This is a genomic window from Cupriavidus sp. DF5525, assembly GCF_040149425.2.
In the GTDB taxonomy this organism is placed as follows: Bacteria; Pseudomonadota; Gammaproteobacteria; order Burkholderiales; family Burkholderiaceae; genus Cupriavidus; species Cupriavidus pickettii_A.
Genome location: NZ_CP168267.1, coordinates 1,263,055 through 1,275,511, shown reverse-complemented (window position 1 = coordinate 1,275,511; position 12,457 = coordinate 1,263,055). Strand labels below are relative to the sequence as shown.

10 protein-coding genes and 3 pseudogenes are annotated in these 12,457 nt (G+C 58.9%); 8 read left to right on the top strand and 5 right to left on the bottom strand.

Annotated features, from left to right (window positions below):
* From ABNX08_RS40460 to adk, 7 genes are all read left to right on the top strand, one after another.
* Positions 1-753 (top strand): SDR family oxidoreductase, encoded by a 753-nt coding sequence (locus tag ABNX08_RS40460; RefSeq protein ID WP_349606496.1) that lies wholly within the window; start codon positions 1-3, stop codon positions 751-753.
* 60 nt (positions 754-813) lie between these two features.
* Complete coding sequence (locus tag ABNX08_RS40455; RefSeq protein WP_349606495.1) at positions 814-2,370, top strand: AMP-binding protein; 1,557 nt, start codon at positions 814-816, stop codon at positions 2,368-2,370.
* Between the two features lie 58 nt (positions 2,371-2,428).
* Positions 2,429-3,907, top strand: coding sequence for an NADP-dependent succinate-semialdehyde dehydrogenase (gabD, locus tag ABNX08_RS40450; RefSeq protein ID WP_349606493.1), 1,479 nt, complete (start codon positions 2,429-2,431; stop codon positions 3,905-3,907).
* Between the two features lie 143 nt (positions 3,908-4,050).
* A complete protein-coding gene (locus ABNX08_RS40445; protein WP_349606491.1) occupies positions 4,051-4,575 on the top strand; it encodes a transferase hexapeptide repeat family protein in 525 nt (174 codons plus the stop codon).
* A 72-nt stretch (positions 4,576-4,647) separates the two neighbouring features.
* Positions 4,648-5,217 (top strand): chorismate lyase, encoded by a 570-nt coding sequence (locus ABNX08_RS40440; RefSeq protein WP_367576169.1) that lies wholly within the window; start codon positions 4,648-4,650, stop codon positions 5,215-5,217.
* Positions 5,218-5,421: 204 nt separating this feature from the next.
* Positions 5,422-6,801 carry an MFS transporter gene (locus ABNX08_RS40435; protein ID WP_349606489.1) on the top strand — a complete coding sequence of 460 codons (1,380 nt, stop codon included), beginning with the start codon at positions 5,422-5,424 and terminating at the stop codon, positions 6,799-6,801.
* Between the two features lie 123 nt (positions 6,802-6,924).
* Positions 6,925-7,590, top strand: a complete 666-nt coding sequence (adk, locus tag ABNX08_RS40430; RefSeq protein ID WP_349606487.1) for an adenylate kinase — start codon at positions 6,925-6,927, stop codon at positions 7,588-7,590.
* Positions 7,591-7,729: 139 nt separating this feature from the next.
* On the opposite strand, the pseudogene ABNX08_RS40425 reads toward adk, so the two are convergent.
* The 4 genes and pseudogenes from ABNX08_RS40425 to ABNX08_RS40410 form a co-directional block, all read right to left on the bottom strand.
* A pseudogene (locus ABNX08_RS40425) lies at positions 7,730-7,927 on the bottom strand (integrase); the annotation flags it as partial.
* A gap of 60 nt (positions 7,928-7,987) precedes the next feature.
* Positions 7,988-8,214: pseudogene (locus tag ABNX08_RS40420) on the bottom strand (tyrosine-type recombinase/integrase); the annotation flags it as partial.
* Between the two features lie 72 nt (positions 8,215-8,286).
* Positions 8,287-8,991 carry a hypothetical protein gene (locus ABNX08_RS40415; RefSeq protein WP_349606485.1) on the bottom strand — a complete coding sequence of 235 codons (705 nt, stop codon included), beginning with the start codon at positions 8,989-8,991 and terminating at the stop codon, positions 8,287-8,289.
* Positions 8,992-9,162: 171 nt separating this feature from the next.
* Positions 9,163-9,852 (bottom strand): annotated as a pseudogene (locus ABNX08_RS40410) (tyrosine-type recombinase/integrase); the annotation flags it as partial.
* Positions 9,853-9,858: 6 nt separating this feature from the next.
* Here ABNX08_RS40410 and ABNX08_RS40405 point away from each other — a divergent pair.
* Positions 9,859-10,599 carry a hypothetical protein gene (locus ABNX08_RS40405; protein ID WP_349606580.1) on the top strand — a complete coding sequence of 247 codons (741 nt, stop codon included), beginning with the start codon at positions 9,859-9,861 and terminating at the stop codon, positions 10,597-10,599.
* Positions 10,600-10,674: 75 nt separating this feature from the next.
* On the opposite strand, the gene ABNX08_RS40400 is transcribed toward ABNX08_RS40405, so the two are convergent.
* Positions 10,675-11,772 (bottom strand): branched-chain amino acid aminotransferase, encoded by a 1,098-nt coding sequence (locus tag ABNX08_RS40400; protein WP_349606483.1) that lies wholly within the window; start codon positions 11,770-11,772, stop codon positions 10,675-10,677.
* Positions 11,773-12,457: the final 685 nt, after the last annotated feature.

Below are 12,457 nucleotides of genomic sequence, written 5' to 3'. Positions count from 1 at the left end.
ATGCAGTTCGAACTAGAAGGAAAGGTAGCCCTCGTCACGGGCGGTGCCCGCGACGTTGGTCGCGAGATCGCTTTGGGGTTGGCGAAGGAAGGCGCTAGCGTCGTGGTGAACTACCACGGCTCGAAGGCCGCGGCTGAGGCAGTGGTAAAGGAAATCGAAGAATTTGGCGGCCGCGCACTGGCAATTGGCTGTGACATCTCCGATCGGAAGCAAGTGGATGCGATGGTGTCCCAGACTGTCGACGCTTTTGGGGCGCTCAATATTCTCGTCAACAATGCGGGACTCGTGATTCGGAAGCGGTTTGCCGACACCAATCCCGATGAATGGCGCAAGCAGATTGACGTCTGCCTGTATGGGACGTTGAACTGCACGCATGCAGCGCTTCCTTACCTCGAAGAGCAGAAGGGCGCAGGCCGGATTATCAGCATCATGGGAGATTCTTCTCGCGTGGGCGAGTCCGGCCTGGCTATCGGCGCGGCTGCCCGGGCTGCAAACATTGCACTCATGAAGTCCGTCGCTCGGGAGACCCGAGCCGGGACCACGGCGAATTCGATTGCCCTTGGTCTGATCGAGACAGCTCATGATCCGGAGTTCGTCGAGGCGAACCGGGAAAAACTCACGAAGCTCTATCCGCTGCGTCGTCTCGGTCAGCCAGCAGATGTGGCTCCCCTGGTAGTCCTGCTCGCTTCTGGACGTGGCAGTTGGATCACCGGCCAGGTCGTCAGTGTCAGTGGTGGCTTCAGCATGGTCTGACGGAGGGTGGCTCAGCGGCTGGCAAGCTGGCTGGGCCGTCCCAGTATTGGGGAGACAACCATGATTCATACAGAACTGATTGTTCCGGTATCGGAACTTCTGCGCCGGCATGCCGCCCAACGGGGCAACAAGATCGCGTTTCAGGACGCCGCAAGCGCGATAACTTACGCGGAACTGAACGCGGCTACGGCCAATCTGGCGAGCCACCTCGAACGCCTCGGCGTCAGCCAGGGAGATCGCATTGCGGTCATGCTGCCCAACTCGGTCAACTGGGTGGTGAGCGTGTTGGCGATTCTCCGGGCCGGCGCAGTAGCAGTGCCAATTAGCATTGAGGCCACGGACGCGGAGGTCGGATATCGCCTGACGGACGCACAATGTGTCTTGACAATCGCAATATCTGCAAAGGTGGGGCAACTCGAGGCGCTGTCCCGCGATCTCGCCACTCGGCCACTGATCATCGAAGTGCAGGACGCCAACGAGCAACCGTCCGAGAATTCCTTTGTGCAATTGCTTCATGAAGGGACAGGATATGCGCCGCGTGACCCCGTCGATATTGATGGGCCAGCTTTCGTGGTTTATACGTCCGGAACGACTGGGAAGGCCAAGGGCGTACTTCTGACCTCGCGCAGCATGCTATGGGTGGTAGCTGCTTGCTGGGCCCCTATCGCGGGTCTGAACGAGAATGACAAGGTTCTATCCTTCCTGCCGCTGTTTCACTCGTACGCACTCAATCTGACCGTCCTAGGCATCCTGGCGGTGGGAGCCACTGAATACATCGGGGAGAAGTACTCCACAGCGGAAGCCTTGCGGCTACTCCAGACGGGCGAGTACACCGTATTCCCAGGTGTGCCAACGATGTTCCATTACCTTCTGGAGGCGACCCGCGAACTTCCCACTTTGCGATTCGAAGGTCTGCGTGTCTGCCTTAGTGCGGGCGCCATCCTGCCTGGTGCGGTGAACGAGCAATTTGAACGTCGCTTTGGCGCTCCACTGCTCGACGGATATGGCATCACGGAGACTTCCACAATGGTCACGATGAACTGGAACTCTGGGACGCGTGTCATGGGATCTTGTGGCTTACCCATCCCCGGGGTGGAGACGCGCATCGTCGATCCGGTGGATGGGAAGGACGTGGATGTTGGCAAGGAGGGCGAACTGATTGTCCGAGGACCCAACGTCATGAAGGGTTACCTGAACAAGCCGGAAGAGACCGCCGCGGCGCTGAAGGACGGTTGGTACCACACCGGTGACCTCGCAAAACACGATGCCGCCGGCTACTTGATCATCACCGGTCGACTCAAGGAGGTCATCATCCGCGGAGGGCAAAACATTGCACCAGCGGAAGTGGAGGAGGCGATCATGGGGTACGACGGGGTGGCGGACTGCGCGGTTGTCGGAATCCCGCACACCATGCTTGGAGAGGTGCCAGTTGCGTTCGTCGTTGTCCGTGCCGGGGAACGCGTTGACGCCGAAGCGCTTAAAGACCACTGCGCCGGTCGTCTGTCGGCATACAAGCTGCCAGCTAGCATCCAGGTCGTTGAGGGCATTCCGCGCACCGGCTCAGGAAAGATTATGCGCTTCAAGCTGCGGGACCTTGTTATGGGTGCCGCCAAGTAAGCATTGCAAGAGAGCTGGCGTGTAAATGCCAGCGAACAACTTCAGTTAGGAGTCACGCATGCAACAGAGCATTACCGGCGAAGTGCTGGGGCTAAGAGATCCGGATCTGTTCCGGCAGCAGTGCTATCTCAACGGAGAGTGGGTCGATGCCGATGATGCCACGGTGCTCGGCGTCAACAATCCGGCGACCGGCGAGTTGGTCGGTACCGTGCCCCGGATGTTGGCTGCCGAAACCGCCCGGGCAATTCAATCAGCCAATCGGGCGTTGCGCTCCTGGTCCAGAAAGACCGCCAAGGAAAGGGCGCAGATTCTGCGTCGGTGGTATGAACTCATGGTGGCTCACCAGGACGATCTGGCCCTTCTGATGACCTTGGAGCAAGGCAAACCACTGGCCGAAAGCCGTGGCGAGATTGCCTATGCGGCGAGCTTTCTTGAGTGGTTTGCCGAAGAGGCAAAGCGCGTTTATGGAGACACCATCCCCGGGCATCAGGCCGACAAGCGTATTGTGGTGCTGAAGCAGCCGATCGGCGTCTGCGCAGCGATCACTCCGTGGAACTTCCCCGCGGCGATGATTACGCGCAAGGTGGGTCCAGCGCTTGCCGCCGGCTGCACGATGGTGCTGAAACCTGCCAGTCAGACTCCGTTCTCTGCGCTAGCCCTTTGCGTACTGGCCGAACGAGCAGGTTTGCCTCCCGGGGTCCTGTCCTGCATCACCGGATCGGCGAGTGCCATCGGCGGGGAGCTCACGGGAAACCCGATAGTTCGGAAACTGTCCTTTACCGGGTCCACCGAAATCGGCAAGGTTTTGCTCGCGCAATGCGCGGCGACTGTCAAGAAGGCGTCAATGGAGTTGGGCGGCAATGCGCCGTTCATCGTCTTCGATGACGCAGACATTGAGGCCGCAGTGAAGGGAGCGCTGGCCTCCAAGTTCCGGAACGCTGGCCAGACCTGCGTGTGTGCGAACCGGCTTCTTGTTCAGGACGGCATCTATGACCGCTTTGTAGCTCGGCTGGCCGAAGAGGTAAGCAAGATGGTGGTCGGCGACGGAAGGGATTCCGAGACAACGATCGGTCCACTCATCGACGTCGCCGCAGCGCAGAAGGTCAAGGAGCACGTCGCCGATGCCGTCTCACGCGGCGCGAGCGTCGTAGTTGGTGGTGACTACCATGCGCGCGGCGGTAGTTTCTTCGTTCCTACTGTGCTGGCCAATGCGACTCGCGATATGCGCATCTTTGCCGAGGAGACATTTGGGCCGGTTGCTCCAATCTTTCGGTTCGAGACTGAGGAGGAGGCAATTGAGATGGCGAACGACACGCCATTCGGTCTCGCATCATACTTCTACGGCCGTGACATCGGTCGTGTCTGGCGGGTCGCCGAGGCGCTCGAATACGGCATCGTCGGCGTCAACGAAGGCTTGATCTCGACAGAAGTCGCTCCGTTTGGCGGGGTGAAGGAAAGCGGCCTCGGGCGAGAAGGGTCCAAGTATGGGATCGAAGACTATCTCGAAGTGAAGTACGTCTGCATGGGCGGGGTCTAACGGCCGTCCCAGGCAGGTCCTCGATGGCCTGTCTGGGTACCGTCCGGCCGGTGGATTGGTCGCCATATTGCAATGACGACCTTTCCGCGCGCACGTCTGCTGAACCCTTCCAGACGCACCGTAAGTGTTCTTGGGAGCCGCACGTGGCGATCTACGAGTTTAACGGCGTCAGGCCGCAGGTCCACCCGACAGCATTCGTTCATCCGTTGGCGTGCTTGATCGGTCAGGTCATCGTCGGGGCGAATTGTTACATCGCACCGTTTGCGTCGCTACGTGGCGATTTTGGTGGAATCGAAGTGGGAGAGGGCAGCAATATTCAGGAATCGTGCACCTTGCACGCAAAGCCTGGAGAAGCTTGTCGGCTCGCCGCGAACTCACACGTCGGTCATGGGGCGATCGTTCACGGCGCGAAGGTTGAGCAGAACTGCCTGATTGGGATGAACGCCGTGGTGATGGACGATGTCGCCATTGGTGAAAACTCGATTGTCGCTGCATCCGCATTTGTCAAAGCTGGCATGCTGATTCCGCCGAATTCGCTAGTAGGGGGACTTCCTGCGACGGTGATCCGAGCACTCAGCGACGTCGAGATTAAAAGTAAGGCGGCGGCGACACGCCGCTACCAGGTGCTGGCGGCCGACTGTCATCGATCTTTGCTGCTCGTGGGATGAGCCATCAACACGGAGGCGAGGAAGTACGCGTGTCGAGCGCAACGTCCCAGTGGTTGAATAGGAATAGAGCAAATGCTGGAAGTCTGCAGGGAACGAACACATGCATGGCGTACTGAGCGTGCATGGCACGGGCGCGGAGCGGCGTGGCATTGGTTGCGACGTCCGGGTTCGCTCACGGCTCACCTTCGAACACTGGGAGATGTCCGGGTTGAGGTCCTTTTCGAGGACTTTATCGAACTTGGTGCAAGCGCGAGCGTCATGGGCCGGCATATTGCAACGACGATGTGGGCGCGGGATGTCACGCTTTGCGTTGATGGTCGACCCGCCATTGTGGCGCGGACCTTGGTTGAAGCCAAAGACAGTGTAAGGGTGTGGCGGGCAATCAAGGGCCTACGGGACTGCCCTCTTGCAACACTCTTGTACCACGACGTGAACGTACAGCGTTCGCCTTTTGAGTACGGGCTGCTTGGTCGTGAACATCGCCTGTTCCGACTTGCGCGTCGCATCGTTCCAGAGATGCACGCCTCGCGCCTCTGGGCGCGACGCTCAGTCTTCTGTCGCAAAGGAGCAAGGCTCGCTGTCGCGGAGTGTTTCATGCCTTGGTTGTATCAGGATGATCCGGCATGCAGCACAGGCAGATAGCCGCATACCTGAGGTCTGCCGAGGAGGCGGTCGCAGGGACAGTGCACTGCGATCAGTGAAGTCGAGCAAGCGGTCACGCCTGGCGAGAGAGCTGCTTGCCATCATGCCGAGGGTGGCGAGTCCTTCCGATCAGCCCTTCATCGTTTTGAGAAATTTGCTCGACTCACGGGTCGATACATAACATACATACATAGGAGACACGCAATGCGTCACATCGATGTTCACAAGCTGGCGGATGACGCCCGCTTCAATAGATTTCATGCGGTCGTACTGTTCTGGTGCGCACTCATTATCGTGTTCGATGGCTATGACCTGGCCGTGGCGGGCATCGCGCTGCCCTCGATCATGAAGGAAATGGGCGTCGACGCCACAAGCGCCGGCTTCATGGTTAGCTCCGCGCTGTTCGGGATGATGATCGGGGCAATCTTCCTTGGGACGATTGCGGATCGGATCGGACGTCGCAAGGCGATTGCGATTTGTATCGGGCTGTTCAGCGTGTTCACAGCGATGGCAGGGTTCACCCAGGATCCGATTCTATTCAGCATGACGAGGTTCATGGCGGGCCTTGGTATCGGAGGGGTGATGCCGAACGTGGTTGCCCAAATGACAGAGTTCTCCCCGAAGCGTATCCGCAGCACAATGGTAACGTTGATGTTCAGTGGCTACGCCGTAGGGGGCATGTTGGCGGCAATCCTTGGGAAAGGGTTGATCGAATCGTATGGGTGGCAATCGGTCTTTATCGCCGCCGGCTTGCCTGTGGTGTTGATTCCGATGATCGCGAAGGCCATGCCAGAATCGATGCCGTTCCTCATCAAATCGGGACGGATTGAGGAGCTGCGTCATACGGTCGCGAGGCTTGAGCCGTCGTACCGGCCGCTGGCCGATGATCGCTTTGCGTTGCCGGTTGCAGACAACGCCGACGATGCCCCTATCCGCCACCTGTTTCAGGACGGACGCAGCATCAGCACCCTCATGTTCTGGGTTGCGTTCTTCATGTGCCTGTTCATGATCTACGCATTGAGTTCATGGCTGGCTAAACTGATGGCAAGCGCTGGTTACAGCCTCGGTTCCGCTCTTACCTTTGTACTGGTGCTAAATTTCGGTGCCGTGATCGGTGCGATCAGTGGTGGTTGGCTGTCTGATCGCTTCCCCATCAAATATGTGTTGATGGGCTTCTTTGCGCTGGCAGCTGTGTCCATTTCCATGCTTGGCCAACCGGTGCCAACGACGGTCCTCTATTTCCTGGTCGGGATGGCGGGCGCGACCACCATTGGTACTCAAATCCTGGCGTACGCATACGTTGGCCAGTTCTACCCGATGGCTGTACGTTCCACGGGGATTGGCTGGGCCTCCGGCATTGGACGGAGTGGCGCCATTCTCGCCCCGATCGTGATCGGCACACTGGTTAGTATGAAGCTGCCCCTCCAACAGAACTTCCTGGTGATTGCCGTGCCTGCCATTATCGCAATGGTGGCGACCGCGTTTGTGAATCATGGCCGATCGGCATCGGCGGCCGATCGGGAGATCGATTCGGGCTCGGTCACTGCGACAGCCAGTGATCCGCGTCCGACTGCCCTTCAGTAAGGGGCAAAACTGACAGGCCCGCGGGAGTGGATCAATGGACGGCTTGACATCGATGTGCTGAGGACACGGAGCCAACCGAGTTTGGAGTCCGCCCCGCATTTTTGACGATAAAAAGGACCCGTGATGCGTTTTGTTTTGTTGGGAGCGCCTGGCGCTGGTAAGGGCACGCAAGCCAAGTTCCTCTGCGAAAGTTTCGGCATTCCGCAGATTTCCACAGGCGACATGCTGCGCGCCGCAGTGAAAGCCGGCACGCCTCTGGGCATCGAAGCCAAAAAGGTGATGGACGCGGGCGGACTGGTGTCGGATGACATCATTATTGACCTAGTAAAGGACCGTCTTAAGCAGCCAGACTGCGAGAAGGGGTACTTTTTCGACGGTTTTCCGCGCACGCTTCCCCAAGCCGAGGCCATGAAGGAAGCCGGCGTGGCCATCGACTACGTGGTGGAGATTGACGTGCCGTTCGATGCCATCATCGAGCGCATGAGCGGCCGCCGCGTGCACGTGGTGTCGGGCCGCACCTACCACGTCAAGTACAACCCGCCGAAGGTGGAGAACGTTGATGACGAAACCGGCGAGGCGCTGATCCAGCGCGATGACGACCAGGAAGACACGGTCCGCAAGCGCCTGGACATCTACTCGCAGCAGACCCGTCCGTTGGTCGACTACTACTCGCAATGGGCAGCTAGCGGGGATGTGCAGTCCAAAACGTCGGCGCCCATTTTTCGGAGAGTTGCGGGGCTTGGTAGCGTAAGCGAGATCGCGGCCCGACTACTCGGTGTGATTTCGTAGTCTATCCGTGGATATGACGCGCCGAGGTTTGCAAATGACCGACGAGAGCGAGACTGAAAATCGTGTGGCTTTCGCGCACCGTCAGACAGATGGAGTTCCTGGTCAGTACGCGGTGCGGCGCGGGCGGTTGCGGCGGCCGTCAAAGGAGGTGGGGCGCATCGGCGCGCCAGTGACGGGCGGCCCGTTCTGCCGGATCCCAACCGCTCGTCGTCGACAGCGAACTGTGGCCGAGGTTGTCGCGCACGAAGCGCAGGTCGACCTGCTGGTCGGTCATGCAGCCAGCGGTGTGGCGCAGCCAGTGCGCCGAGGCGCTGGCCAGTACCGCGGTTTGCGCTTTTCATTCCAGCAGTTCCCAAACATGAACACATTGCTTCCAACTATGGGGGCCTCCATAGTTTCACGATAGTGAAATAAGCCGCCGGCTCGCGATTTTTTCGCTGCCCAAGCCGCTCCAGCGCCGCTCCAGCGTGGCTTCATGGGCGTGTATCCATCTCACTTTGCAGGTAGCCGCCCCGTTGTCGACAGCGAGCTGTGGCCAAAGTTGTCGCGCACGAAGCGCAGGTCAACCTGCCGGTCGGTCATGTGCGAGCCAGCCGCGTGGCGCAGTCAGTGCGCCGAGGCGGCTGGCCAGCACTGCGCTTGCGGTTCCCATTAGCGCCAAATAAACCGTCGAATTGGTGGTGGTGCGGCGGTCATTTAGCTGCGAAGCTTCTTCCAGTCAAAGCCTTCCAAATCAGTTAGTTTCACCTGACGCTGGATGAGAGGGCGAGCTGTTGACTTCACCTTATCGAATTTCGTCCCTAGTTGAATCCCCAAGCGCCCGCCTGCGCCAATGACGGTAGTTAGGGGCTCAACTTCACTGCGATGCAGCAAGAAATAGACTAGCGGGGGGAGGTCTTCGCCGGCAGAGCCGGGCATTTCCCCAATCAGAACGAGAAAGTCATACCTCTTCGGCCTCGCAGCTGACCCGAGCACGTTGGGCCATAGCCATACAAATGTCTTACTATAACGCTCACGGCATTCAGAGTAATCTTCATTTGATTTATCATATGCTGGGCTAAATTTAACTTCGATTCTAGCCCTTTCCGGCGTTCGCACATCAAACTTCGCGGCATATGGCATAAGGGACCATTTTGTGGTATCGGCAATTAGATACTCGCCTCTTCTCCCTTGGAATATGGAAGGTAAAGTCCGGCACCGCGTGGCCATTTCTTGGATCAGCCTCCGCTCAGCACGCAATCGACCTTGCAGATCTCTCACCTCGATTTGCAGCCTTACGACCAGATCTTCCAGCGAGCATTGTCTGTCTCGCGTACGGATGAGGCGTTTGATCGTATTTCCGCCGTTCTTAATCGAAGAATTTTGTTCCATATACACCGCCCCACTCGGAGATTCGAGCATAGGATATGGATTCCTATATCTCAATGAGTTTTCGTGTTGTTTTCTGTAATCATTCTGTATATTAGCTATTATGTTACGAGTAGCGTGAGACGGCCGCAATTTCAAGAATTTAGTTGGCAATTCTTCTATAATCGAACAACGAACGAAAGAGGCGTGCGACGGGCGGCAGCGCTAGCTCAGAGCCGCAAAGATTTTTGCCTCGCTGTGCAGGTAACCGCTCGTCGTCGACAGCGAGCTGTGCCCGAAGTTGTCGCGCACGAAGCGCAGGTCAACCTGCCGGTCGGTCATGTGCGAGCCAGCGGTGTGGCGCAGCCAATGGGCCGAGGCACTGGCCAGCATCGCGGCCTGTGCTTCCCATTCGGGCCGCGCGCGCGCAGGCGCTCGGCCGCCTTGCCGAAGACTTCTTTCAGGATCAGGTGCAGCGCGCCGCGTGACAGCGGTTTCTCGCTGCCCGCTCTTCCGGTCACTGGCAGTACCAGGGAACGCGCCTCCCCGAACTGCGGGGTCGGCGGCAGCTCTTGGGCGCGGCGGTAGCGTGCCAGTTCGGCGATCAATTCGGGTTGCCGGCACCAGCCGGGTCTTGTTGCCCTTGCCGGTCACCTCGAGCCACCAGCGCTCGGTTCCCTGGGCATCGCGCCGCCAGAAGAACGCGCCCATGGTGGTTGGCCGTCAGCTCAGACGCCCGCAATTAGCCGAGATATAGCACGGTCAGCACCCAGCGGCAGCGCGCCGCGTGCAGGCGTTCCCGCGCCGTCTCGGTCGGCATTGCTGCGACCGTGTCTTTGACTCCCACAGGTCGTGGCTTAGATAGCGCGTGATGCGCGTCTGGGCGGGGGCGCGCCGGCGGCGAGCGAGGGCGAGGCCTATGTGCATCGGGAAGTCACCTCGGCTGCAGCGCGACTCGATCATTTCCTCAGTCGAAACGGTGTGGCGGCCGATGAATGCGTGACCGTGATCAGCGACGACGCCGGTGAATTTGAGAAGACCGTACAGGGTAGTCGACTTGCTCGCGGCAGGATTCTCGATTGGTTCCACATCGCCATGCAGTTCAACGCAGCGCAGCGTTCCGTCTTCGGCAGCAAGATGATGGACGCACTGGAGCGAGAGGAACGAGAATCGATAGAGACTGAAATAACTCACGCCAAGTTTCTAGTCTGGCATGGCAAGGGCCGCAAAGCCTTGGAGCGCATCAAGGCACTGGACGCTCAGCTGCTGACGCGGACAGGGTATGAGTCCAGCACTCTGTGTGAGCACCTACATAAAATCTCCTACTACCTGAGGAACAACTCAACTACGTTGGTCAACTACGGCGCACGGCATCGAAAGGGCCTGCCAATCATCAGTAGCATCGCGGAGTCCGCGGTGAACCAAGTCGTGAGCCATCGCATGGCTAAGAAGCGACAGATGCGCTGGACGGACCAAGGAGCGCATTGCCTGGTGCAGGTCAGGGTCGCGGTTTTGAACGGGGAACTCTCACCCAACCGCATCTCGGCGCTTGAGCTCGCTGTCTCGCGTCACAGCCAATCCACCAGGCCACCATCGCCGAACTCGCACCGGTCGCCGAACAAAGCAAGCCGTGACATGCTTGCGGAGAGTCCGGGTGCCTGACTAAATTCGCCTCCCCAACATTTGCACGCTCTCCTTCACGCACAAGCTGCGACCTGTTGGAGAATGGCAAAGCCGTCAGAACAGCCGGTCCATCCAGCCGCGAGTGTCCGGCGACCGCCCTTGCTGAATATCCAGTAGCGCCGCCTTCAACCGATCAGTGATAGGACCAGCCCCCCCATCCCCAACAGTAAAGTTGTAGTTTCGCCCTTTCACTTTTCCAACGGGAGCGACAACGGCAGCGGTTCCGCAGGCAAAGGCCTCACGCAAGCGCCCGCTCGCGGCGTCGGCTTGCCATTGGTCAATCGCGTACGGTTCTTCGCGCACAGTTAACCCCATGTCTCGAGCGAGAAGGATCAGGGACTCACGCGTGATGCCGGGCAGAATTGTGCCTGTCAGCGGTGGGGTCTGGAGCGATCCGTCCTGGAAGACAAAGAACACGTTCATTCCACCCAGTTCCTCGACCCAGCGTCGCTCCACAGCGTCGAGGAAAATTGCCTGGTCGCAGTCTTCTCGGGCCGCTTCAGCCTGAGCGGCCAGGCTCGCCGCGTAGTTGCCGCCGCATTTGGCATCACCGGTACCGCCAGGCGCTGCTCGCGTGAAGTGCTCAGATACCCACAGGGTCACTCCCGGCGCGCCGCCCTTGAAGTAGGAGCCCACAGGCGATGCCACAACACAGTAAAGGTAGTCGGCCGAGGGCTTCATGCCCACGAGCACTTCCGTAGCGATCATGAATGGCCTCAGGTAGAGGGCCGCGCCTTCCGTAGTAGGAATCCACTCTCGGTCAAGACGGACCAACTCGCGGACGGAGTCGAGAAAGAGTTCTTCAGGCAGCGGAGTCATCGCGAGGCGATTCGCGGAATTGCGAAAGCGGCTTGCATTGGCGTGCGGGCGAAACAGCGCCGCACCTCCACCAGGCAGACGATAGGCCTTCATGCCTTCAAAGATCTCTTGTGCGTAGTGGAACACAAGCGTCGCAGGATCAAGACTGAATTGACCACGCGGCCCGATCTTGGCGTCATGCCAGCCGCGCTCAGCGCTGTACCGCGCGGTAGCCATGTGGTCCGTGAACACCCGACCGAAGATCGGGTTTTTAAGTAGCTGCGCACGCTCACCAGCCGCCACTGGGGTCAGACTTCTTTCGATCGAGAATTTCGACCCGCCATCATTACTCATTTTTTCTCCGTTAGTCGCGGTCGTACGGCAAGTGCCAATTGCGAGATATCCTGAGGCAGAGACAGTAGTTCCGTACTGCGAAGTTGGCCTCGAGGAAAAACCCAGATTCGTCATCCAACGATCCCGATCGCCTCTTCCGTGGGATTGGATGTCAATCACCGCTTACACATCGTCCTTAGCGCTCTCGAAAGACGCAGCAAGTCGGATGAGGGACGGTAGTAGAGTGGATTGTGTCCTCATCTGCTGTTGTCGGAAATAGCGATCAAGCTCACTCGACTGGATGATCGTACTGCGCGTCGTAAATGCAGCGACACTGCCAGTGTGTGCAATACGATCGAAACATCTTGGAACTCGTCACCCAGCCCTTCGCTTCCGTTCCCGGACTCGTGGTTGAGTCCGGGAACGCTGGGGTGTCAGAGGCTCTCGAACGGAATCAACTGCGCGCGCCTGGACGTGCACCGCCCAAGGACTGGTAGATCAGATTCATCGCAGTGAATCGATTCACGAAACTATAGCTGCGAAGGTCCAAGGGAGCTATTCGGGTAAACGGCAACAGAAAAGGAGCCGCGTGCACCCCAAACGCTCACACCATCACCCCATCGGCCATCGCCATTCATCGGGCGGCTTGCCGCCGCGATTGACAGGGCAAGACATGGGTGCCAGCGCGCAACTTCGCTTTCCTAAG